Source organism: Mesorhizobium sp. NZP2077 (assembly GCF_013170805.1).
Lineage (GTDB): Bacteria > Pseudomonadota > Alphaproteobacteria > Rhizobiales > Rhizobiaceae > Mesorhizobium.
Map to the genome: position 1 here is coordinate 4,070,294 of NZ_CP051293.1, position 22,198 is coordinate 4,092,491.

Sequence of the window (22,198 nt, forward strand, 5' to 3'; positions counted from 1 at the left end):
GTAGAACTGAGCTCACGGACCCAAACGTCCGCTGCGCTCCGGTTCTCGAAATCACCACCATATGACTCGCCAGAGCGAATTTCGAAACAATCTCTGGGTGGGTGAGCAGGCAATGGAAGCCTGTGGTCAGCAGTCGTTTGTGCTGGACTGGTATCGCCCGGTCCCGGACAATACATCTCCATCGACTCAGAGCCTTAGGCAGCGCGAGAAACCATGGCGGATGACAGACTTCCACGCGATCCCCTGAAGCGCGAAGCAGCAATTGCTGCCGCGCGGCCGGAGGTGCCGGCGCGGCCGTTCGTCCATCTGCGCGTGCATTCGGCCTATTCGCTGCTCGAGGGCGCGCTTCAGCTCAGCAAGATCGTCGGCCACGCCGTGAAAGACGAAGCGCCTGCGATCGCCGTCACCGACACCAACAATCTGTTCGGCGCGCTCGAGTTCGCGCAGAAGGCAGTCAAGGACGGCATCCAGCCGATCATCGGCTGCCAGATCGCGCTCGCTTTTTCTGGCGAAAACAGCGACGGCCAGCGCGACCGCCGGCGGCAAGGCCCGGAGATGCGACCGGTCGTTCTGCTCGCCGCGACGGAAGCCGGCTACTCCAATCTGGTCCGGCTTGTCAGCGGCGTCTACCTGGAAACACCTCCCGGCGAGGCGGTGCACCTGACCACCAAGACGCTGACTGGACAGAGCGATGGGCTGATCTGCCTTAGCGGCGGACCGCGCGGCCCGATCGGCAACGCCTTGAAGGAGGATCGCCGCGATCTGGCCGAGGTGCGGCTTTTGACGCTCAAGGCGCTGTTTGGCGACCGGCTTTACGTCGAACTGGATCGCGTTGCGGGCTACGACCGGGTCATCGAACATCAGACGATCGATCTCGCCTATGCGCACGACCTTCCGCTCGTTGCCACCAATGAGGCCTTTTTCTCCTCGCGCGACGACTATGAGGCGCATGACGCGCTGATCGCCATTGCCGAGGGCACCGTCGTTGCCGTCGATAACAGACGCCGGCTGTCGCCGGACAATTTCCTGCGCAGCCAGGCCGATATGGCAAAGCTGTTCGCCGACCTGCCGGAAGCGATCGACAACACGGTCGAGATCGCGCTGCGCTGTTCCTACTATCCAAAGACCCGCAGCCCGATCCTGCCGCGCTTCACCGGCGGCGATGCATCCGACAAGGACGCAGCCGAAAAGGCCGAGGCAGCCGAACTCGCCCGCCAGGCGCGTGAGGGGCTCGATGCGCGGCTCGCTTTGCACGGACCGACGCCGGGCTATACGGTCGAGAAATATCGCGACCGGCTCGAATTCGAGCTCGGCATCATCGAGAAGATGAAATTCCCCGGCTACTTCCTGATCGTTGCCGACTTCATCAAATGGGCCAAGGCGCAAGGCATTCCGGTCGGACCGGGCCGTGGTTCGGGCGCCGGATCGTTGGTCGCCTATTCGACGACGATCACCGACATCGATCCGCTGCGTTTCTCGCTGCTGTTCGAGCGCTTCCTCAACCCTGACCGCGTGTCGATGCCCGACTTCGACATCGACTTCTGCCAGGATCGCCGCGAAGAGGTGATCCGCTACGTCCAGCAGAAATACGGCCGCGACCAGGTCGGACAGATCATCACCTTTGGTACGCTGCAGGCGCGCGCCGTGCTGCGCGACGTCGGCCGCGTGCTGCAGATGCCGTATGGTCAGGTCGACAAGCTGTCGAAGATGGTGCCGCAGAACCCGGCCAATCCGGTCAAGCTTGCGGATGCCATCGCCAACGAGCCGCGCTTTGCCGAAGAGGCCGAGAAGGAGCCGATCGTCCAGACGCTGCTTGACATGGCCCAGAAGCTGGAAGGCCTCTATCGCCACGCCTCGACACACGCCGCTGGCATCGTCATCGGCGACCGGCCTTTGTCGGAGCTGGTGCCTATGTACCGCGATCCGCGCTCTGACATGCCGGTCACCCAGTTCAACATGAAATATGTCGAGCAGGCCGGGCTGGTGAAGTTCGACTTCCTCGGCCTGAAGACGCTGACCGTGCTGGAGACGGCGGTAAAACTGATCCGCCGCCGCGGCACCGACATCGATCTGGCGACGATCCCGCTCGACGATCCCGATACCTACGCAATGCTGTCGCGCGGCGAGGTGGTCGGCGTGTTCCAGGTGGAAAGTGCCGGCATGCGCAAGGCGCTGATCGGCATGCGGCCCGACTGCATCGAAGACATCATCGCGCTGGTGGCGCTCTATCGGCCGGGACCGATGGAGAACATCCCTACCTACAACGCCAGAAAGCATGGCGAGGAGGAGATGGCGTCGATCCACCCCAGGATCGACCATCTGGTGAAGGAGACGCAAGGCGTCATCGTCTACCAGGAACAGGTGATGCAGATCGCGCAGGAACTGTCCGGCTATTCGCTCGGCGAAGCCGACCTTCTGCGCCGCGCCATGGGCAAGAAGATCCGCGCCGAGATGGACAAGCAGCGCGAGCGCTTCGTCACCGGTGCTGTCGAGCGCGGCGTCAGCAAGCCGCAAGCCGACTTCATTTTCGACCTGCTGGCCAAGTTCGCCGACTATGGTTTCAACAAATCGCATGCCGCCGCCTACGCCGTGGTTTCCTACCAGACCGCCTATCTCAAGGCGCACTATCCGGTCGAGTTCCTGGCGGCATCGATGACGCTCGATATGGGCAACACCGACAAGCTCGCCGACTTCCGTCAGGATGCGCTGCGCCTCGGCATCGAGGTTCTGGCGCCGTCGGTGATGACGAGTTTCCGGCCGTTCGAGGTCGGCGAGAACCGCATCTATTATTCGATGGCGGCGCTCAAGGGCGTTGGCGACGCGGCGGTCGAGCACATCGTCGCCGTGCGCGGCGAAAAGCCGTTCAAGAATCTCGCCGATTTCTGCGAGCGGGTTGACCCGAAGATCGTCGGCAAGCGTGTCTTCGAAAGCCTGATCATGGCCGGCGCGCTTGATTGTTTCGGCCACGACCGCGCCCAGATGCTGGCCGGCGTCGAGCGGATGATGGGCCTGGCTTCGCTCGCCCAGCAGAATGCCGTTTCCGGCCAGGCCGATATTTTCGGTGCTTCGCTCGGCGCTCAGTCGCAGGCGCTCAATCTGCCGGCGACGGATCCCTGGCTCGCCGCCGACCGGCTGCACCGCGAATTCCAGGTCGTCGGCTTCTATCTCTCGGCCCATCCGCTCGATGAATACAAGGCGGCGTTGCAGAAGATGCGGGTGCAGAACTGGGCGGAGTTCTCGGCCGCCGTCAAGCGTGGCGCTGCCGCCGGCCGCCTGGCCGGCACGGTGACCAGCAAGCAGGAGCGCAAGACGCGCACCGGCAACAAGATGGGCGTGGTGGCCTTTTCCGACACCTCCGGCCAGTACGAGGCTGTGCTGTTTTCCGAAGCATTGGCCCAGTACCGCGACCTCCTCGAAGCCGGCCGCTCCGTCGTCATCACCGTCGCGGCGGAGGACAGGCCCGAGGGCGTCAATCTGCGGATCAACTCCGTACAATCGCTGGAGGATGAGGCAAGCCGCATCCAGAAGGCGCTGCGCATTTTCGTCAGGAACGATGGGCCTGCCTCGATCATCCAATCCCAGCTCACCCAGCGCGGTGAAAGCCAGGTGAGCATTATCGTTCTCAAGGAAGAGGCGCAGGGCGAGGTCGAGATCGCCTTGCAGGGCGGCTACCGCGTCTCGCCACAGATCGCCTCGGCGATGCGTGCGGTGCCTGGCGTGGTCGAAGTGGAATTGGTGTGATTACATACCCGGCGTTATGACGCCGCCACTTCAGCCGGCTGTACCGGCTTGCGCTGCAGGTTGAGCAGATTGCCCATCAGGATGAGCAGTGCGCCACCAGCGGTGAAGGCGTCGATCTGCTCGTGATAAAGCAGCCAACCGACCAGCGCCGACAGGGGCACACGCAGAAAATCCATCGGCGAAATGACGGTCGCCTCGGCATAGGTGAGCGCGCGGGCCATGCAGAAATGCGACGACATGCCGGTGAAGGCGATCAGCAGGATCCAGGGCCAGAGTTCGAGCGACGGGGTGCGCCATACGTAGAGCGCGGGGATCAGGCCGACCGCAGACTGGATGGTCAGCATCCAGAAGATGATGCGTACAACGCTGTCCGTCCGCGTCAACGACTTTACCAGCACCAACGAGATGCCAAAGCAGACCGCGGCGCCCAGCACGACGAGATGTCCCGGATCAATCGAGCCAACGCCGGGGCGCACGATGACCACGACGCCAATCAGGCCAAGCACCACTGCCGCCAGCTTTGGGCGACTCAGCCTCTCGCCCAGAAACGTCACCGCCAGGATTGCCGTCCAGATCGGCGTGGTGAATTCGATCGAGATCAGCACCGCCAGCGGAATCAGCGTCAAGGCGTAGAGCCATGCCGCCTGGCCGGTGTAGTGCACGACGTTGCGGGCAATATGGGCGAGGGGACGCTGGGTTAGCATCGCGGCAAAGCCGCCGCTCGTCAGCACCAGCGGCAAAAGGATGAGCAAGCCGATCACCGAGCGCAATTCCAGCACCTGGAAGACGTTGAGTTCGGCTGTGGTGGCGCGACCGGCGACCGACATCCCCAGAAACGAGGTAATCGACAGAGCCATCCAGAACGCGGCCTTGGGGATCGAGGGGGTGGGTGCCATGGCCGTTATCTCGCAGGCCGGGGCTTCTGCCGCAATCGTTAGCTGATGTATTCTTCTGGGCCAGTCGGCCAGCCTGCGAAACGGTTATGGTGCTGGCGGAACCTGATACGGCCACGGGCGTTTAGTCCCGATATTTTGTCCGTGCTCTGCAAACCTGCCTTCCAAGATCGACAAGGAGAGTTTCATGAGACCATTCGCGCAAGTCGCGCTCGCTGGCTGCCTGGTGATCGCCGCGGGCGCAGCTCATGCCGACGAGACCAAGTTTCTCCAGTCGTTCAAGGGTAATTTCGCAGGCAAGGGCACGGTCCAGGTGACCACGGATGTGCCGAATGTCAGTGTTTCCTGCAGCTTCAAGTCGAATGCGACCTCAACCTCGCTCTCGCTGGATGGCAATTGCCGCGGTCTCGTCGTCGTGTCGCGCGCCATCAGCGCCAATCTGAAGGTCACAGGCGCGAAATACAGCGGTATCTATGTCGGGTCCCGCACCGGACCGGCACAGCTCAACGGCAGCCGTTCGGGCAACGCGATCAATCTTGGCATCCGCTGGGCTCAGGAGGTCAATGGCGATCGCAAGGCACGGATGACGGTGGAGAAGCGAGGCGAGAACGGCATCCGGCTGACGGTCATCGATACCGATCCGAAAACCGGCAAGAGCGTGGTGACGAGCAAGATCGATCTGACGCGCACCTGACAGATCCGTATCCAGATCAGTCTTCCACCGGCTCCGGCGGATGGGCATCGCGACCCCTGCCGAACGTATAGCCGGTTTCCACCGCCTTGCGGCCGAACTTGTCGCGCAGCGCATCGATGGCGCCTTCGGCCATGGCGCGCTTGCGCGATTGGACATCGACCAGATCCGGCGGGTCGGCCTTGTCGTCGTCCGAGAGGTCGCTGACGCCGATGCCGAGCAAGCGAAATTTCGTTCCGTCCGTTTCCTTGCGCAAAAGCTCCACCCCTGTCTGAAAGATGCGGTCCGCGAGCCGGGTCGGGTCGCCGAGCTGGCGGTTGCGCGTGCGCAGCTTGAAATCCTGGGTCTTCAGCTTCAGCACCACGGTGCGTCCGGCAATGCCTGACTTCTTCAGCCGCGCCGAGACCTTTTCCGAAAGGCCCCTGAGCACCGCGACCAGTTCGTCCAGCGACGCGATATCGGTGTCGAAGGTGGTTTCGGCCGATACGCTCTTGGCGTCCTGGTCGGGGTCGACGCGGCGAACGTCCTCACCGCGCGACAGCCGGTAGAGCCGGTCACCCATCGTGCCATAGCGGCGCATCAGGTCGCCACGCTCCATCTTCTGAAGCTGGCCGATGGTGCGGATGCCGTCGCGCTCCAGCGTGGCGTTGAACGCCTTGCCGACACCCCAGATCATGGTCACCGGCTGCACCGCCAGGAAGCCGACAGCCTCGGCCTCGCCGATGACCGAAAAACCGCGCGGCTTGCGGAAGTCCGACGCGATCTTGGCGAGGAATTTGCAATAGGAGAGGCCGGCTGAAACGGTGATGCCGATCTCCTTTTCGACGGCCAGCGCAAAGCGCGCCAGCACCACGGCCGGGGGCTGGCCGTGCAGCCGCTCGGTGCCGGCGAGGTCGAGAAACGCCTCGTCGATCGACAGCGGCTCGACCAGCGGCGTCAGCGCCTGCATCATGGCGCGCACCTCGCGGCCGACACGTACGTATTTTTCCATGTTGGGCGGGATCACGACCGCCTCGGGGCAGGCCTCGAGCGCCTTGAACATCGGCATGGCCGAGCGCACGCCGCGGATGCGGGCGATATAACATGCGGTGGAGACAACCCCGCGCTTGCCGCCGCCGATGATCAGCGGCTTGTCCTTGAGCGCCGGGTTGTCGCGCTTTTCGATCGCCGCGTAAAAGGCGTCGCAATCGATGTGGGCCAGATGCAGCCGGTAAAGTTCGGGATGGCGGGCAAGGCGAGGGCTGCCGCAGCGCTCGCAGCGGCGCGTTTCACCGCGCTGAAACGTCAGGCAGTCGCGGCAAAAACCGTGATCGGGATTGTTGACAGGGGTCGCCATCGCTGCGAACATAAAGAGAACAAAAGCAATGGTACGACAGTGCAGAGCCAGCGACAAGCTTGGCCTGGGGAGAACCGCATGAGCACGACCATAGTGCCGCTGGCGCCTGAGTTCTGGCCTGAATTCGAGGACCTGTTTGGCAAGCAGGGTGCTTGCTACGGCTGCTGGTGCACGCATTTCCGGCTGGCACCGGCGGCGCGGCGCGAGAGCAGCCGCGAGCGCAACAAGGACCATATCAAGGCGCGCATCAAAGCCGGCCCGCCACCCGGCCTGCTGGCCTTCGAGGATGGCAAGGCGGTTGGCTGGATGCAGATCGGGCCGCGCGCCGACGTGCCCGAATGGAACAACAAGGGCAGGGGCTCGGCGCCGATCGATCCCGGCGACGCTTCCGATCCGGCCGTCTGGGCGATCTCGTGCTTTTTCATCCGCGCCAAGGCGCGCGGCAAAGGCATCACGCATCGCCTCGTCGAAGGCGGCATCGATTTCGCCCGCAGCAACGGGGCGCGGCTGGTCGAGGCCTGCCCGATCGACCTGTCGCGCGATTCGCGCTCGATCGGCCTGTTCGTCGGCTCGTCGGGGGTGTTCGAGAAGGCCGGTTTCGAGCGGCTTGTCGAACGCAAGGCGGGCCGACCGCTGATGCGGCTGGTGCTGGAGCCGATTGCCTGACTGTCATCATCTTGCAGTTGTGATGGTATTTCCCTACCAGAAGTACCGATCGATTTTTGCGTTTTGACCAACGGAGAATTGCCGTGAACCGTATGTTGCCAACTGCCTTTACCGCGCTGCTATTCTGCGCGCCCGCTTTCGGCCAGACCGTCGACAGCCAGGGGGCGAAGCAATTGTCCGACGACCTGTCCCGCTATGTCGGCAAACAGGCGCTCGACAAGGGCATTCTGAAGGTTTCGGTCGAAGGCAACGCCTACAAGATCGCGTTCGATCTCCAGGCGCTTGCCGCGACCTTTCCCGCAGAGGGAAAGGTGAAACTCGACTTCGCGCCCTACGCTTTGCTGGTCAAGCCGCGCAGCGACGGCACCTGGGATGTCTCGATGGATTTTTCGCAAAGCGGATCGTTCGAGTTCAACGGACCCGAGGGGCTGCAAAGCATGCAGTTCTCGGTCAAGGACGGCAAGGGTTCCGGCGTTTATGACCCCAATCTGGCGGCCTTCATCAGCGGCGCCAGTTCGTTGGCCGGCATGACGATGGCATCGAAAGATGCCAAGCAGCAGGCGGAGGCCAGCACGGGCGCCGGCACGGCGACCATCGCCGCCACCAAGGCTGCCAATGGCGGCGTCGATTTCACCACGGCGCAGAAGATTTCGAATTTCGCCGAAACGATAAAATTGAATGATCCTGAGAGCGGGCTGAATTTCCCGGTCACCATCAAGTCGCCGGAATTGTCGGTGGAAGCCAGTGGCAAGGGCGTGCAGACGAGGCCGCTGCTCGACCTCCTGGCATTTGCCGTGGCCAATGAGGACGAGCAGATGCTGAAGGCAAATCAGGCACAGCTGAAGTCGCTGCTGCTCGCCGCGCTTCCGGTGTGGGAGCGCATCGACGGCACCTATGGCTTCAAGGATTTCGCCGTCGACAGCCCGATCGGCACTTTCGGAGCGACGCAGCTCAGCACCGTGTTCGGCAGCGACGGCGTTTCCCAGAACGGCAGGATCACCTACGGCATCAAGGCGTCGGGGCTGACCGTGCCGCAGCAGCTCTTGCCGAGCTGGAGCGTGGCGTTGCTGCCCACCGATATCGACCTCAATTTCGGCGGTGCCAATATCGATCTCGACAGCATGGCGAAGAAGGCGATCGAAGCCCTTGATCTCAATAAGAAGCCGCCGCTGTCGCCCGAGTTCGGCGACCAGCTCAAAGCCGACTTCCTGGCCAAAGCGCCGAAGGTCATCGTCGGCCACAGCACCGTGAAGAACAAGGATATGGAGATCGCGCTGGAAGGTGAGATGACAAGCTTCGGTGAGAAGCCCGACGCCAATCTCACGGTCGATGTCGCCGGCTTCGACAAGATCATGGCGCATCTGCAGGACGCGGCGAAGGCGGAGCCGGAGTTGGGTCAGTACGTGCCTGTCGCGCTCATGGCCAAGGGTTTTGCCAAGACGCTGCCGGACGGCCGGCTGGAATGGGCTGTCAGCACGAAGGCCGACGGCTCGGTCACCGTCAATGGCGTCATGCTGAAGCCCGCCGATCCGGCGGCAGACGACAGCGTCGACGACGGTGGCGGCGCGGACGATAGCGGCGGCGCCGACAATGGCGGTGGCGCCAATGGTGGCGGCGGCGATAATGGCGGGGCCGGTGCGAAACTCAATCCCTGAGGATTTAACCTAGAGCCCCAGCGCGCCTACGATCTTCGGCGCGGCTTCATGCCAGTCCTGGACGACGATGACATCGTCCGGGACCGAGGGCAGGAACGCGCGCAGCGAATTGTCGGCCATCAGGTGGAAAAGATTGGCGTCGGCGACCGATCCCCGTACCGACGCCAGATTGTGCGGCTGATCGTCGACGAAGACCACCGGCCGGCCGCTCTTGCCGCGCAGCCTGGCCACGGCCGGTCCCTTGGCCATCTCGGTGGTCAGCAGTGGATAGTTCAGACCCAGCGCATCGAGATGGGCACGGCGCACGGCGCGATGCCGGTGCGGCATAGCCGTCAGCAGTATGATTTCCGCGCGGCCGCCAAGCCTTGCCAAGGCTTCCGCGGCGCCGTCGGTGATGCTTTGCCAATCGGCTTGCGCGTCGAAGAAATCGCCCAGAAGGGCCGCGACTTCGGGCTGTTCGATCAGCCGGCCGCTGGCCGTTTCGGCAATGTTGCCGGTCAGCCGGAAGGACGCTAGCGTCAGGCCATAGCCGCGCGACTTGAGGAAATGCGGGAAGGGGCGGATGAATTCGAGCACGACGTCGTCGACGTCGAGCACCAGCAACGGCCGGTCGTCGTCGGCCAGTTCCTCGATCTGGCGCGCGGTCTCTGGATCATCGCTCATATGGAATGCTCATGGTTGTCGTCGCCGAGCGGCAGGGCGCGCAACGCCTTGCCGACCGCCGCCGGCGGCGTGCCGGTCTCCTCGGCAAAACGCATCAGCGTCGGCTCGTGGGCGAGAATGAACTGCAGCACGCCGGCCAGGAAACCCGGCTCGCCGGCGGCCCTGCGGATCGAATGCGCCTCTATTCCGGTGATCGCCAGAAAGCGCGGCAACAGCTCCGGATCCGAGGCGACGAAACCCAGCGCCTTCACGGCAAGGGTTTCCGCCTCTTCGCGCATTGACGTCGCGTTTGCCATCACTACCTTCGGTATGTGGAATGAGTCTATTCCGCAGTAATGGCAAGAATTGCTTGCGGCAAGCCTTTTACAACACGGCGCGCCGTATGGACGCGCAGGAAAGCGAGGTGGAATTCGCGCTGCTTTGCAGCCCGAGGGTTTCCGTTTCGTCAATCATATTGCCGTATAGTGAAGCAGGGTTTGGTGCGTTCAACCAGGGGCGCATGACGGCCACCTTCGATCGGAAGGACGGCCGGAACGGGATGTCGATGCCTAAGAAGGTCATGATCGTCGAGGACAATGAGCTCAATATGAAGCTCTTTCGGGACCTCATAGAAGCGAGCGGCTACGAAACGGTGCGCACCCGCAATGGTCTAGAGGCGCTCGATCTGGCGCGTCAGCACCGGCCCGATCTCATCTTGATGGACATCCAGCTGCCCGAGGTGTCGGGGCTGGAAGTGACCAAATGGCTGAAGGAAGATGACGATCTGCACGTCATTCCGGTCATCGCGGTGACCGCCTTCGCCATGAAGGGCGACGAGGAACGCATCCGCCAGGGCGGCTGCGAGGCCTATATTTCCAAGCCGATCTCGGTGCCGCGTTTCATCGAAACCATCAAATCCTACCTGGGCGATGCCTGATGTGCCATTCCAGCCGAGCCGGAGCCTTGTGAAATGACTGCGCGGATCCTCGTCGTCGACGACATCCCTGCCAATGTGAGGTTGCTGGAGGTTCGGCTGCTGGCCGAATATTTCGAGGTGCTGACCGCCACCAACGGGCCTGATGCGATCGAGACCTGCGAGAACGGCAAGGTCGATGTCGTGCTGCTCGACGTGATGATGCCCGACATGGACGGGTTCGAGGTCTGCCGCAGGCTGAAGAGCGATCCGGCAACGTCGCACATCCCGGTGGTGATGATCACCGCGCTCGATCAGGTGTCCGACCGCGTGCGCGGGCTTGAGGCCGGCGCCGACGATTTCCTGACCAAGCCGGTCAACGACCTGCAGCTGATGACGCGCGTCAAGAGCCTGGTCCGGTTGAAGTCTCTCACCGACGAACTCAGGTTGCGCGCCTCGACGACGCGCAACATCGGCATCGAAGAGCTGCTCAGCCGCAATTTCGCGTCCGAGGACACGACGCCGAAGGTGCTTTTGATCGATGAGCGCAAGTCCTCGGTCGAGCGGATCCAGAAGATGTTGCGCGATCGCGCCGATCTTGACGTCAACAGCGATCCGCATGCCGGGTTTTTCCAGGCAGCCGAGACATCCTATGAATGCGTGATGATCTCGACGGCCTTTGCCGATTTCGATCCGCTCAGGCTCTGCTCGCAGTTGCGCTCGCTCGACCGCACCCGTTTCGTGCCGATCATCCTTTTGGCGGATGAGGGCGAGGAGGAGCGCATCATCCGTGGCCTCGAACTCGGCATCAACGACTATCTGATGCGGCCGATCGACCAGCAGGAACTCACAGCACGGCTGCGCACGCAGGTGCGCCGCAAGCGCTACAACGACCAATTACGAGCTAGCGTCACCCAGACCATCGAGATGGCGGTGACGGACGGCCTGACCGGGCTGCACAACCGCCGTTATCTCGACAGCCATCTGCAGACGCTGTTCGACCGCGCCGTGGCGCGGCGCCGGCCGCTGTCGGTGATGATCACCGATCTCGACCGCTTCAAGTCGATTAATGACGCGCACGGCCATGATGGCGGCGACGAGGTGCTGCGGGAATTCGCCCGGCGGCTGCGCAAGAATGTCAGGGGTATCGACCTTGCCTGCCGGTTCGGCGGCGAGGAGTTCGTGGTGGTGATGCCGGACACTGATGGTGCGGTGGCCGAAAAAGTGGCCGAACGCATCCGCGCCGAAATCGCCCAGCAGCCCTTTGCCATCGGTACCGATGGCAAGGCGATCGAGGTCACCGTCAGCGTTGGCGTGTCGTCGGTGCTGAAAGGTGTGGATACGGTGGCGGCGCTGATGAAGCGCGCCGATCTCGCGCTTTACGAAGCCAAGAGCGGCGGCCGCAACCGCGTGGTTGCCAAAGCGGCGTAGGCGTCAGCGACCGATTTTCCGGTCAATCCAACAAGGTTAGCTATTTACCTTAATCCAAGCGATTCGCGAGCCTTGGTTAAGAAACTGTTGATTTTCATAAGCTCTTGCGCAAATGTGCAGGCCAAGAAGAAGCCGGCACGAGGATAGATAGCCGGCTCGATCCTAGAAATACCCCATGATGCTCAGGTCCGCCGCATCTCCTGGGTCCGTGGGGTCGGCCGGCCGGCGCTGGCACATAGTGGCCTCCTCGTACCGCTGCCAAACGCCGACCGGCCCCCTTTGTTTCAAGCCTCCGTAAAAGCCCCGAAAGGGGCTTTTTTCTTACGCGGGAAAATCTGAACAACGCCCCCTGGATCAGGGCGGCTTCAATTTCGGCCGCCCGACTCCGCCCGACTGCGAACATCTTTGGCGGTCGTTCATCCGGGGCGAGGAGAGCACCTCTCTCCATTTCATACATATGGCGCACAAGCGGCTTGCGGCAAGCCCTGCCTGTTCTCGTAGAACCGCGGCCCGAGCGAGCGGAAACGGGAGATGAGAATGGGTGTTGTGTCGCCGGCAGACGGATTCCATCGGGATCATGCTGTGGTCATAGTCGGGGCCGGTCCGACCGGGCTGATGCTGGCCGGCGAACTCGCTTTGGCCGGTATCGATGTCGCCATCGTCGAGCGGCGGCCGAACCAGCAGCTGATCGGCTTGCGTGCGGGTGGCCTGCACGCACGCACCATCGAGGTGCTCGATCAACGCGGAATTGCCGACCGGTTTCTCTCCCAGGGGCAGCGCTTCCCGACCGTTGGCTTCCACATGATCCGGTTGGACATCGGAGATTTTCCGACGCGGCACAACTATCTGCTGGCGCTGCGGCAAAACCATATCGAGCGGATATTGGCCGACTGGATCAGCGAGTTGGAGGTGCAGATCTACCGCGGACAGGACGTCACTGCCTTCGCGCAGGATGATGACGGCGTCGATGTGGAGCTGTCCGATGGCCTGTGGTTGAGGGCGCAATACCTAGTCGGCTGCGACGGAGGACGCAGCACTATCCGCAAGGCGGCGGGCATCGAGTTTGCGGGACAGGATCCGACGATGAGTTGGATGATCGCCGAGGTCGAAATGTCCAGGGAGCCGGCCTTGGGCTTTCGCAGCGATGCCTACGGAATTCATGCGATAGGCAAGATCGAGGGAGGCGGCCGGGTGGCTGTCGTGCTGACCGAGCGGCAACTGACCATCGGCGGCGAACCGACGCTCCGCGATCTCAGCGAGGCGCTGGTCGCGGTCTACTGTACCGATTTCGGGGTCCACAGCCCGACCTGGATCTCTCGGTTCACGGACACAACGCGCCAGGCTGCCGCTTACCGCGACAGGCGCGTCCTGTTGGCCGGCGACGCCGCCCATATCCATCCACCGATGGGCGGGCAGGGGCTCAACATTGGCGTGCAGGACGCGGTCAATCTGGGATGGAAGCTGGCCCAGGTGGTCAAGCGGATATCACCGGAAAGCCTGCTCGACAGCTATCACGCCGAGCGTCATCCGATCGCCGCCCGCGTCCTGCGCAACGCGATGGCGCAGGTTGCGCTTCGTCGCATGGATGCCAGCACCAAAGCATTGAACGACATCTTTGCCGAACTGCTTGGCATGGAAGATCCGCGCAAACGGATCGCCGCGGAGATGTCCGGTCTGGATATCCACTACGATCTCGGCGTGGGCCACCCGTTGCTTGGTCGGCGCATGCCCGACCTCGACCTGATCACCGCCGGCGGCCCGGTGCGGCTCTTTTCCCTGCTTCACGATGCCTGGCCGGTGCTTCTCAATCTCGGTGAACCTGGCAGGCTGGACATTGCGCCTTGGGTGGACCGGGTTCGGCGGATCGAAGCTTTGTATGCCGATGCCTGGGAGCTTCCGGTGCTCGGGACGGTCGCCGCGCCCGACGCCGTCTTGATCCGGCCCGATGGCTATGTGGCCTGGGTTGGGACTGGAACCCGGGAGGGGCTGGCTGACGCGCTGACCATTTGGTTCGGACCGCCCGCCACGACTTAGCGAGACGCTTTAGACCAGGAATAGTGCCGCAGGCCTTTGCGTCAGAAGCGTTCGCGATAATCACGCGGGTTTGTGCCGAGGACACGTAGAAAGCCGCGCCGCATCGTCTCTTCCGATCCGAAGCCGCAGCGGCGGGCCGTCTGGTTGACGGCCTGGCCCCGTTCCAGCATCCGTCGCGCCGCCTCGATCCGGATCTCCTCGATCGCGCGCGCAGGTGTGCGGCCCGTTGCCTCCCGATAGTGCCTGGAGAAGCTGCGCGGGCTCATATTGGCGCGCTCGGCCAGGTGCGGCAGCGAAAGGTCCCCGTCGAGATTGTCCTGGATCCAGCCATGCAGCCGCTCGAAGCGTTCGTCGCCTTGCTGCAGCTTCAGCGTCTGGCTGAACTGCGCCTGGCCACCGGGTCGTTTCAGGAAGACCACCAACTCGCGCGCCACCGCAAGCGCCACGCGCCGGCCAAGGTCGGCTTCGACGAACGAAAGGGCGAGATCTATGCCCGCCGTCACGCCTGCCGACGTCCAGACATTGCCGTCACGGATGAAGATCGGGTCGGGTTCGAGGCGGACCGCTGGAAAGCGCCGCGCGAACTCGGCGCAGCGTCCCCAGTGGGTAACCGCACGCCGGCCGTCGAGCAGTCCTGCCGTCGCCAGAAGCATGGCGCCGCTGCACACGGAAGCTGTTCGCGTGGCGTCGCGCGAGCGGCCGATGATCCATTGGACGAGTTCGGGATCCTCGCAGGCCGCGTTGACGCCCCATCCGCCAGGCACGATCAGCGTGTCGATCTCCAGCCCGAGCACCGGCAGCGCCGCTGCCTCCAGCACGAGACCGGCCGATGTTCTGATCCGCGGCGAGGCAGCGACGACCGCGACCTCGTAGGGATTTGGCTCGCCGGCTTGCATCCTGAAGTCGTTGGCGCTGGCGAAGACTTGAAGCGGTCCGCTGACATCGAGGAGCTGGATGTCGGGATAGGCAAGAATTTCGATGCGGCGCATGGCGATTTGGCTTGAAACGAGGGGTGATTGGCGATCGTGCCAAAACATGATGCCTTAGATTGGCTGGAGTCAACCCTATGGAGAGTTCCATGACCCTTCGTTTCGGCATCCTCGTCTTCCCCAATGTTCAGCAGCTCGACCTCACCGGCCCTTACGAAGTCCTGGCGTCGGCAAAAGGCGCCGATGTGGAATTGATCTGGAAGGATCGCAATCCGGTGATGTCGTCGACCCGGCTGTCGCTCAACCCAACGGCGACCTTCGACGATTGCCCGCCGCTCGATGTGCTGTGCATTCCCGGTGGAGGCGGCGTCAACCCGCTGCTGGAGGACCAGGCCGTCCTCGATTTCGTGCGGGAGCGCGCTGCGCAGGCACGCTATATCACCTCGGTATGCAGCGGCGCCCTGGTGCTCGGTGCCGCCGGCCTGCTCAAGGGCAAGCGGGCGACGACGCATTGGTACGCGCATGATTTCCTCGCCGAGTTCGGCGCCATTCCCGTAGACGAGCGAATTGTCGAGGACGGAAACGTGATAACCGCCGGCGGTGTCACTTCGGGGATCGATTTCGGTCTCGCCTTGGTCGCCAGGCTTCTCGGTCAGGCCGAGGCCGAAACGGTGCAACTCTCGCTCGAATATGCCCCGGCTCCTCCGTTCCAATCGGGCACACCCGCACAGGCTTCGCCTCCCGTGCTGGCGGAGGCAAAGAAGCGGCTCGCGGGTTCGAGGCAGGTTCGCGAGAACATGTTCGCGCGCTGGCGAGCCACGCGCGCAACCGTCACGCCGGCGTAAAGCCAAGCTTGAACTGACGGGCCGAACGGCGCCATGGCGCGCCGTTCGGCCCGTCCTCGTTTCGGCTGTTGACAGGTCCCTCCGTCTGTGCAGAATTGGTTGGACCATTGGACCACTTTTGTGCTTCGGGGAGGATTTGTGGACCAGAACAGCCTGCCGCCCATTCAGACGACGGCGCGCGATGACGCCGTGCTGAAGGCGTTGGTGGGCTTTGTCCGGGCCGAATCCCTGCAGCCCGGCGAGCGGCTTCCGACGGAGCGTATCCTGGCCGAGCGGCTGAAGGTCAGCCGCAACACGGTGCGCGAGGCGCTGACCCGGTGGGAAGGGCTTGGGCTGGTTGAGCGCCGGCAAGGCAGCGGCACCTACCTCAAGGCGGCTGTGTCACCCGACATGCTGCACATGCCGCTGACGCTGGCGGGTGGCAACGACTTCACTAGCTTGATGCATACGTTGGAAATCCGTCGTGCGCTGGAAGCGGAAGCAGCGGCGCTTTGCGCCGAGCGCGCCAGCCCGGCTGACATTGCCGAGATCGAGCGCAAGCTCGACATCATGGAGCAGGCTTTTCGTACCCGCGACGGCATGTCGTCGGAAGAGGACTGGGAGTTCCACCAGGCGATCTACCGCGTCTCCGGCAATCCGCTGTTCGAGCAGATCATCGCCGCCATGCACGAGCTGTTCCACCGCTTCTGGGAGCATCCGCTGGGCGTGCGCGATTTCGGTCATGCCAGCTTTCCCTACCACCGCACCATGTACGAACGCATCATCGCTCGCGACCCGCAAGGCGCCCGCGCCGAGGCGCTCAAGCTGATCGCCACCGTCGAGGACGATCTGAAGCGTGGTGCGGCCAAACTCAAACTTTCGAGCCAGACATGAACGAGCATCCAACCGCTTTCGACTACGACTACCTTGCCGAGGCGGCGACGCTTCTGGCGCATGACGAGCCGTTTCCCGGCGGTGCGGTGGTGCCGCCGATCTACCAGACCTCGCTGTTCACTTTCGCCAATTATGCCGAAATGGCCGACACCTTTGCCGGCAAACGAAAGCAGCCGATCTATTCGCGCGGCGACAATCCAACTGTGATGGAGTTCGAGGCGCGCGTCGCCGCACTCGAGGGCGCCGAGGCCGCGCGCGGCTTTTCCAGCGGCATGGCGGCGATCAGCGCCACGGTGCTCGCCTTCGTCGGCGCGGGCGAGCGCATCGTGGCGGTACGCAACTGCTACGGCGATGCCTACCGGCTGTTCGAGCGGTTGTTGCCGCGGCTCAACATCAAGGTCGACTATGTCGACGGTTCCGATCCGGATGCGGTGGCGGCAGCACTTCCCGGCGCCAAGCTGCTTTATCTGGAAAGCCCGACCTCGATGATGTTCGAGCTGCAGGATATCGCCCATCTGACCCGGTTGGCGAAAGAGCAGGGTATCATCACCACGATCGACAATTCATGGGCCTCACCGGTGTTCCAGAAGCCAATCTCGCATGGCGTCGACCTGGTGCTGCATTCGGCCTCGAAATATCTCGGCGGCCACAGCGATACGGTCGCCGGCGTGGTGGCGGGCTCAGCCGCGCACATCAAGCACATCAACGAGCAGACCTATTCCTACCTCGGCGGCAAGCTGTCGCCATTCGAGGCCTGGCTGCTGCTGCGCGGCCTGCGCACGCTGCCGCTGCGCCTGCCGCACCACATGAAGAGCGGGCTGACCATCGCCGAACGGCTGAAGGCGCATGCCAATGTCGAGCGCGTCAACCATCCCGTCTATTCGAACCATCCGGGCAAGGCGACGCTTGCCGGCTATGCCGGGCTGTTCTCCTTCGAGGTGACGGATGACATCGACATCCCCGTCTTCGTCGACGCGCTGAAATATTTCCGCATCGGCGTCAGCTGGGGCGGGCATGAAAGCCTTGTCGTACCGGCCAAGGCGTCGCTGGAGCAGACGCCGGGACTGAATTCGATGGCGCGCTTCGGCGTCAGCCCCCGAACCATCCGCTTCAATGTCGGATTGGAAAGTGTCGAAGACCTCTGGGCCGATGTGGCCCAGGCCTTCGAAAAAGCCAGAAAATAACAAGCGGGTTCAAAATGGGAGTCTTGAACATGAAAAAACTGACCGTCATGCTTGCCACCGTTGCGGGACTGGCGATTTCCGCCGGGAGTGCGCTGGCCGATTCGACCCTGAAAATGGTCGAAGTCATCACCAGCCCGCCGCGCACGGAATTCCTGAAAAAACAGATCGCCGAGTTCGAGGCCGCCAATCCCGGCGTCAAGGTCGAGCTGATCTCGCTGCCCTGGGGCCAGGCCTTCGAAAAGTTCCTGACCATGGTGCAGGCGGGCGATACACCCGACGTGGTCGAGATGCCGGAACGCTGGATGGGCCTCTATGCCAACAATGCCCAGCTCGAGGATCTTGGCCCCTATATGGCCAAATGGGACGACGCCAAGACGCTGGGCGACCGCGCCAAGCAGTTCGGCTCGACGGTCAACAACACCCAGTTCATGATCCCTTACGGCTACTACGTGAATGCGCTGTTCTGGAACAAGAAGCTGTTCAAGCAAGCCGGCCTCGACGGCCCGCCGGCCACGCTCGACGAGTTCGTCGCCGACTCCAAGAAAATCTCCGCCATCCCAGGCAAATACGGCTACTGCCTGCGCGGCGGCCCCGGCGCCTTCAACGGCATGCACATGTTCATGAACATTGCCGCCGGCAAGGGCGGCTATTTCAATGAGGACGGCACCTCGACCATCAATGACGAAGGGTCGGTCAAGGGCCTGCAGATGCTGGCCGACATGTACAAGGACGGCCTGGCGCCGAAGGATGCCGTGAGCTGGGGCTTCAACGAGACCGTCACCGGCTTCTATTCCGGCACCTGCGCCATGCTCAACCAGGATCCGGACGCACTGCTCGGCATCGCCGACAAGATGAGCGCCGACGACTTTGCCGTGGCGCCGATGCCGGTCGGGCCGAGTGGCAAATCCTACCCGACGCTTGGCTATGCCGGCTGGGCGATGTTCGCCAACTCGCAGCACAAGGACGACGCCTGGAAGCTGATGGCGACGCTGCTGTCGCCGAAGGACAATCTGGAATGGGCCAAGGAAGTCGGCGTCGTCCCGATCCACAAGGGTGCGGACCAGGACGCCCATTTCAAGACCGAGCAGTTCAAGGGCTGGTTCACCGAGCTTAGCGACACCTCCAAATATGAAATGGTGACACCGCCCACACACCTGGAAAACCTCGGCAATTTCGTCGACCAGGTGGCGATCAAGAATTTCCAGGAAGTGCTGCTCGGCCAGAAGACGGCCAAGGAGGCGGCCGACGCATGGGCTACGTTCCTGACCAAGGAACAGCAGGACTGGCTGGCGAAGAACAAGAAGTAGTTTTTCTTCCCTTCTCCCCGTTCACGGGGAGAAGGTGGCCCGAAAGGGCCGGATGAGGGGCGGCGCCAGCACCCCAAGGCTCGCGCTGCCCCTCATCTGCCTGCCGGCATCTTCTCCCCGTGAACGGGGAGAAGGCCGCTATCCCCGACGCCATGGAGCCGATCCACAGCCAATGACTTATGCCGTGTCCGAAATACGATCCGCAGGCCAGCCGCGAAAGAAGCGGCTCTCCTACGCAAATTTCGAGCCTTGGCTCTATCTCAGCCCGGCGATCATCCTGCTGGTCGTGGTGCTTCTGGTGCCGCTGGTCATCGGCATCAGCTACTCGTTCCGCAAGTTCTCGGCCTTCAAGTCGGAATATGTCGGGCTCGGCCAGTACCAGGCGATGTTTTCGGATCAGGTGCTGGGGCAGGCGCTGGTCAACACGCTGTGGTGGACCGTCGCCAGCCTGTTCTTCCAGTTCTTTCTCGGCCTTGGCCTGGCGCTGCTGCTCGACAAGCCGTTCTGGGGCCGCAAGGTGGTGCAGGCGCTGGTGTTCCTGCCCTGGGCGGTGCCGTCCTTCCTGTCGGGCCTGACCTGGGCCTGGCTGTTCAACCCGATCGTCGGGCCGTTGCCGCACTGGCTGTTCGCGCTGGGGCTGAAAGCCGAGCCGACCAATGTGCTGTCCGATCCTGCCACGGCGATGTGGGGGCCGATTATTGCCAATGTCTGGTTCGGCATTCCGTTCTTCGCCATCACGCTTCTGGCGGCGCTGAAATCCATTCCATCGGAATTGCATGAAGCGGCGGCGATCGACGGTGCTTCGCCCTGGCAGCGCTTCACCAAGGTGACGCTGCCGTTCCTGGCGCCGACCATTGCCATCACCGTGATGCTGCGCACGATCTGGATCGCCACCTTCGCCGACCTGATCTTTGTCATGACCGAGGGCGGACCGGCCGGCTCGACCAACACGGTGCCGGTCTACATCTATGTCAGCGCCTTCAAATCGCTGGACAAGGGCTATGCCTCGGCGGTCGCCGTGCTGCTGCTCGTCCTGCTCATCGCCTATGCGATCGCGCTGATCGCCATCCGCCGCTCACTCGTGAGGCACGTCTGATGATCGCGGGACGTTCTGCTTCACAACGGTTCATCGGCGGTGCCGGCCTCTACGCGGCAATCGGTGTCTACCTGATCTTCGCCCTGTTTCCGATCTACTGGACGCTGAAGATTTCGGTCACGCCGGAGCCGCTTCTCTATTCCGAAGGCATCACCTTCTGGCCGTCGCACATGACGTTGCAGAACTTCGTCACCGTGCTCGAAGCCACCGATTTCCCGCGCTATTTCCTCAACAGCGTCATCGTCTCGGTGTCGACGGCGGCATTGGTGACGATTATCGCCACGCTTGCTGGCTACGCCATGTCGCGCTTCACTTTTCGCGGCAAGGCGGCACTGGCGCTGATGCTGCTTTTGACCCAGACGTTTCCGCTGGTGATGGTCATTCCGCCGATCTACCGCGTCATGGGGCAGATCGGCCTGATCAACAGCCTCACCGGGCTGATCATCATCTACACCGCCTTCAACACCGCCTTCGCCACCTTCCTGATGCAGTCCTTCTTCGACGGCATCCCGAAGGATCTGGAAGAGGCGGCGATGATCGACGGCTGCACCCGCGCGCAGGCGATGCGCAAGGTGATCGTGCCGCTGACGCTGCCCGGCATGGGGGCGACATTAGGTTTCGTCTTCACCGCCGCCTGGAGCGAGCTCCTGTTCGCGCTGATGCTGATTTCCAGTGACGACCAGAAGACTTTTGCCGTCGGCTTGCTCACCTTCATCGGCAAATTTGCCGTCGACTGGGGGCAGATGATGGCGGCGTCGATCCTGGCGCTGATCCCGGTGTGCATCTTCTTCGCCTTCCTGCAACGCTATCTCGTCACCGGCCTGACCGCCGGTGCCGTCAAAGGATAGATCGATGGCTTCTGTTACGCTCGATAAGGTCCGCAAGGATTATGGCGCCGTCCGCGTCCTGCACGCGGTCGACCTTGAAATCGCCGACGGCGAATTCGTCGTCCTGGTCGGTCCGTCTGGCTGCGGGAAATCGACACTGCTGCGCATGATCGCCGGGCTGGAGGAGGCTTCCGGCGGCGAGATCCGTATCGGCGAGCGGCTGGTCAATGACGTGGCGCCCAAGGACCGCGACATCGCCATGGTGTTCCAATCCTACGCGCTCTATCCGCATATGGACGTGTCGAAGAACATGGGCTTCAGCCTGCTGTTGAAGAAGGCTGAGAAGACGACAATCGACGCCAGGGTGGATGGTGCGGCCAAGCGGCTGGGCTTGGACACGTTCCTGCAACGCCTGCCGCGGCAACTGTCCGGCGGCCAGCGCCAGCGCGTCGCCATGGGTCGCGCCATCGTGCGCGATCCAAAAGTCTTCCTGTTCGACGAGCCGTTGTCCAACCTTGACGCCAAGCTGCGCGTGCATATGCGCGCCGAGATCAAGGCACTGCACCAGCAATTGAAGACCACCTCGGTCTATGTCACCCACGACCAGATCGAGGCTATGACCATGGCCGACCGCATCGTCGTCATGCATGACGGGTTGATCCAGCAGGTCGGCGCGCCGCTCGACCTCTACGACCGGCCGGCCAATATGTTCGTTGCCGGTTTCATCGGCTCACCAGGCATGAACTTTTTGCCGGCGACGGTTCGCAAGGGTGCCACTCCGGAGGCCGTGCTTGCCGATGGTCAGGCGTTGAAACTGCCGGACGGCCTGCCGCTGCAGGACGGCGATGCCATCACCGTCGGCCTGCGGCCTGAACATATCAGGCTGGCCGATGACGGTGCGCTGCAAGGTGAGGTGGGGGTGGTGGAGCCGCTCGGCCTGTCGACGCAGTTCTATGTCAAACTGGCCAACCAGCAGCTCTGTGTCTTTGCCATGGGCCGCGCTGGGGTGAAGCCCGGCGACACCGTGCGGCTGGCGGCCGATCCGGCGTCGCTGCATCTGTTCGATCCGAAAAGCGGCGATCGAATCGGCTGAGAAGACGCAGCCCGGGATGAGGGAACGCGTCAGCCTGTGATA

19 protein-coding genes are annotated in these 22,198 nt (G+C 63.0%); 14 read left to right on the forward strand and 5 right to left on the reverse strand.

Features of this window, described 5'->3' with window-relative positions; translation table 11 throughout:
* Positions 1–213 precede the first annotated feature (213 nt).
* A complete protein-coding gene (dnaE, locus tag HGP13_RS20265; RefSeq protein WP_172228513.1) occupies positions 214–3,741 on the forward strand; it encodes a DNA polymerase III subunit alpha in 3,528 nt (1,175 codons plus the stop codon).
* A gap of 14 nt (positions 3,742–3,755) precedes the next feature.
* On the opposite strand, the gene HGP13_RS20270 is transcribed toward dnaE, so the two are convergent.
* Positions 3,756–4,637, reverse strand: coding sequence for a DMT family transporter (locus HGP13_RS20270; RefSeq protein ID WP_172228515.1), 882 nt, complete (start codon positions 4,635–4,637; stop codon positions 3,756–3,758).
* A gap of 184 nt (positions 4,638–4,821) precedes the next feature.
* Between HGP13_RS20270 and HGP13_RS20275 the strand changes: the two genes are divergently transcribed.
* Positions 4,822–5,328 (forward strand): hypothetical protein, encoded by a 507-nt coding sequence (locus tag HGP13_RS20275; protein ID WP_172228517.1) that lies wholly within the window; start codon positions 4,822–4,824, stop codon positions 5,326–5,328.
* A gap of 16 nt (positions 5,329–5,344) precedes the next feature.
* On the opposite strand, the gene HGP13_RS20280 is transcribed toward HGP13_RS20275, so the two are convergent.
* Entirely contained in the window at positions 5,345–6,673 is a 1,329-nt protein-coding gene (locus tag HGP13_RS20280) for a DNA polymerase IV (protein WP_172228519.1), read from the reverse strand.
* 66 nt (positions 6,674–6,739) lie between these two features.
* Between HGP13_RS20280 and HGP13_RS20285 the strand changes: the two genes are divergently transcribed.
* Both HGP13_RS20285 and HGP13_RS20290 read left to right on the forward strand, forming a co-directional pair.
* On the forward strand, positions 6,740–7,327 hold the full coding sequence (locus HGP13_RS20285) for a GNAT family N-acetyltransferase (RefSeq protein WP_172228521.1): 588 nt from the start codon (positions 6,740–6,742) through the stop codon (positions 7,325–7,327).
* Positions 7,328–7,419: 92 nt separating this feature from the next.
* Positions 7,420–8,982, forward strand: a complete 1,563-nt coding sequence (locus HGP13_RS20290; protein WP_210266381.1) for a hypothetical protein — start codon at positions 7,420–7,422, stop codon at positions 8,980–8,982.
* Between the two features lie 9 nt (positions 8,983–8,991).
* On the opposite strand, the gene HGP13_RS20295 is transcribed toward HGP13_RS20290, so the two are convergent.
* Both HGP13_RS20295 and HGP13_RS20300 read right to left on the reverse strand, forming a co-directional pair.
* Positions 8,992–9,645 carry a hypothetical protein gene (locus HGP13_RS20295; protein WP_172228525.1) on the reverse strand — a complete coding sequence of 218 codons (654 nt, stop codon included), beginning with the start codon at positions 9,643–9,645 and terminating at the stop codon, positions 8,992–8,994.
* Positions 9,642–9,941, reverse strand: a complete 300-nt coding sequence (locus HGP13_RS20300; protein WP_172228527.1) for a DUF3572 domain-containing protein — start codon at positions 9,939–9,941, stop codon at positions 9,642–9,644. The genes HGP13_RS20295 and HGP13_RS20300 overlap by 4 nt, the downstream gene beginning before the upstream one ends.
* 248 nt (positions 9,942–10,189) lie before the next feature.
* Here HGP13_RS20300 and HGP13_RS20305 point away from each other — a divergent pair, with 248 nt between their 5' ends.
* The 3 genes from HGP13_RS20305 (at position 10,190) to HGP13_RS20315 (ending at position 14,002) form a co-directional block, all read left to right on the forward strand.
* Entirely contained in the window at positions 10,190–10,561 is a 372-nt protein-coding gene (locus HGP13_RS20305; RefSeq protein WP_006334976.1) for a response regulator, read from the forward strand.
* A 33-nt stretch (positions 10,562–10,594) separates the two neighbouring features.
* On the forward strand, positions 10,595–11,968 hold the full coding sequence (locus HGP13_RS20310) for a PleD family two-component system response regulator (protein ID WP_172228529.1): 1,374 nt from the start codon (positions 10,595–10,597) through the stop codon (positions 11,966–11,968).
* 537 nt (positions 11,969–12,505) lie between these two features.
* On the forward strand, positions 12,506–14,002 hold the full coding sequence (locus HGP13_RS20315; RefSeq protein WP_172228531.1) for an FAD-dependent monooxygenase: 1,497 nt from the start codon (positions 12,506–12,508) through the stop codon (positions 14,000–14,002).
* Positions 14,003–14,043: 41 nt separating this feature from the next.
* Here the strand turns inward: HGP13_RS20315 and HGP13_RS20320 are convergent, their stop codons facing one another.
* A complete protein-coding gene (locus HGP13_RS20320; RefSeq protein WP_172228533.1) occupies positions 14,044–14,991 on the reverse strand; it encodes a GlxA family transcriptional regulator in 948 nt (315 codons plus the stop codon).
* Between the two features lie 89 nt (positions 14,992–15,080).
* On the opposite strand from HGP13_RS20320, the gene HGP13_RS20325 reads away from it, so the two are divergent.
* The 7 genes from HGP13_RS20325 (at position 15,081) to ugpC (ending at position 22,156) form a co-directional block, all read left to right on the forward strand.
* Entirely contained in the window at positions 15,081–15,776 is a 696-nt protein-coding gene (locus HGP13_RS20325; protein ID WP_172228535.1) for a DJ-1/PfpI family protein, read from the forward strand.
* Between the two features lie 138 nt (positions 15,777–15,914).
* Positions 15,915–16,649 carry a FadR/GntR family transcriptional regulator gene (locus HGP13_RS20330; protein ID WP_172228537.1) on the forward strand — a complete coding sequence of 245 codons (735 nt, stop codon included), beginning with the start codon at positions 15,915–15,917 and terminating at the stop codon, positions 16,647–16,649.
* Positions 16,646–17,833: a PLP-dependent transferase gene (locus HGP13_RS20335; protein ID WP_172228539.1), complete on the forward strand. Its 1,188-nt coding sequence runs from the start codon at positions 16,646–16,648 to the stop codon at positions 17,831–17,833. The genes HGP13_RS20330 and HGP13_RS20335 overlap by 4 nt, the downstream gene beginning before the upstream one ends.
* A gap of 29 nt (positions 17,834–17,862) precedes the next feature.
* Positions 17,863–19,140: a sugar ABC transporter substrate-binding protein gene (locus tag HGP13_RS20340; protein WP_172228541.1), complete on the forward strand. Its 1,278-nt coding sequence runs from the start codon at positions 17,863–17,865 to the stop codon at positions 19,138–19,140.
* 172 nt (positions 19,141–19,312) lie between these two features.
* Positions 19,313–20,236 (forward strand): sugar ABC transporter permease, encoded by a 924-nt coding sequence (locus tag HGP13_RS20345; RefSeq protein ID WP_172228543.1) that lies wholly within the window; start codon positions 19,313–19,315, stop codon positions 20,234–20,236.
* A complete protein-coding gene (locus HGP13_RS20350; protein ID WP_172228545.1) occupies positions 20,236–21,084 on the forward strand; it encodes a carbohydrate ABC transporter permease in 849 nt (282 codons plus the stop codon). The genes HGP13_RS20345 and HGP13_RS20350 overlap by 1 nt, the downstream gene beginning before the upstream one ends.
* Positions 21,085–21,088: 4 nt before the next feature.
* Positions 21,089–22,156, forward strand: coding sequence for a sn-glycerol-3-phosphate ABC transporter ATP-binding protein UgpC (ugpC, locus tag HGP13_RS20355; RefSeq protein ID WP_172228547.1), 1,068 nt, complete (start codon positions 21,089–21,091; stop codon positions 22,154–22,156).
* The last annotated feature ends 42 nt before the right edge of the window (positions 22,157–22,198 follow it).

Coding starts and splice junctions, on each gene's coding strand:
- dnaE (WP_172228513.1), top strand. CDS start 214: ATGGCGGATGACAGACTTCCACGCGATCCCCTGAAGCGCGAAGCAGCA.
- HGP13_RS20270 (WP_172228515.1), bottom strand. CDS start 4,637: ATGGCACCCACCCCCTCGATCCCCAAGGCCGCGTTCTGGATGGCTCTG.
- HGP13_RS20275 (WP_172228517.1), top strand. CDS start 4,822: ATGAGACCATTCGCGCAAGTCGCGCTCGCTGGCTGCCTGGTGATCGCC.
- HGP13_RS20280 (WP_172228519.1), bottom strand. CDS start 6,673: ATGTTCGCAGCGATGGCGACCCCTGTCAACAATCCCGATCACGGTTTT.
- HGP13_RS20285 (WP_172228521.1), top strand. CDS start 6,740: ATGAGCACGACCATAGTGCCGCTGGCGCCTGAGTTCTGGCCTGAATTC.
- HGP13_RS20290 (WP_210266381.1), top strand. CDS start 7,420: ATGTTGCCAACTGCCTTTACCGCGCTGCTATTCTGCGCGCCCGCTTTC.
- HGP13_RS20295 (WP_172228525.1), bottom strand. CDS start 9,645: ATGAGCGATGATCCAGAGACCGCGCGCCAGATCGAGGAACTGGCCGAC.
- HGP13_RS20300 (WP_172228527.1), bottom strand. CDS start 9,941: ATGGCAAACGCGACGTCAATGCGCGAAGAGGCGGAAACCCTTGCCGTG.
- HGP13_RS20305 (WP_006334976.1), top strand. CDS start 10,190: ATGCCTAAGAAGGTCATGATCGTCGAGGACAATGAGCTCAATATGAAG.
- HGP13_RS20310 (WP_172228529.1), top strand. CDS start 10,595: ATGACTGCGCGGATCCTCGTCGTCGACGACATCCCTGCCAATGTGAGG.
- HGP13_RS20315 (WP_172228531.1), top strand. CDS start 12,506: ATGGGTGTTGTGTCGCCGGCAGACGGATTCCATCGGGATCATGCTGTG.
- HGP13_RS20320 (WP_172228533.1), bottom strand. CDS start 14,991: ATGCGCCGCATCGAAATTCTTGCCTATCCCGACATCCAGCTCCTCGAT.
- HGP13_RS20325 (WP_172228535.1), top strand. CDS start 15,081: ATGACCCTTCGTTTCGGCATCCTCGTCTTCCCCAATGTTCAGCAGCTC.
- HGP13_RS20335 (WP_172228539.1), top strand. CDS start 16,646: ATGAACGAGCATCCAACCGCTTTCGACTACGACTACCTTGCCGAGGCG.
- HGP13_RS20340 (WP_172228541.1), top strand. CDS start 17,863: ATGAAAAAACTGACCGTCATGCTTGCCACCGTTGCGGGACTGGCGATT.
- HGP13_RS20345 (WP_172228543.1), top strand. CDS start 19,313: ATGACTTATGCCGTGTCCGAAATACGATCCGCAGGCCAGCCGCGAAAG.
- HGP13_RS20350 (WP_172228545.1), top strand. CDS start 20,236: ATGATCGCGGGACGTTCTGCTTCACAACGGTTCATCGGCGGTGCCGGC.
- ugpC (WP_172228547.1), top strand. CDS start 21,089: ATGGCTTCTGTTACGCTCGATAAGGTCCGCAAGGATTATGGCGCCGTC.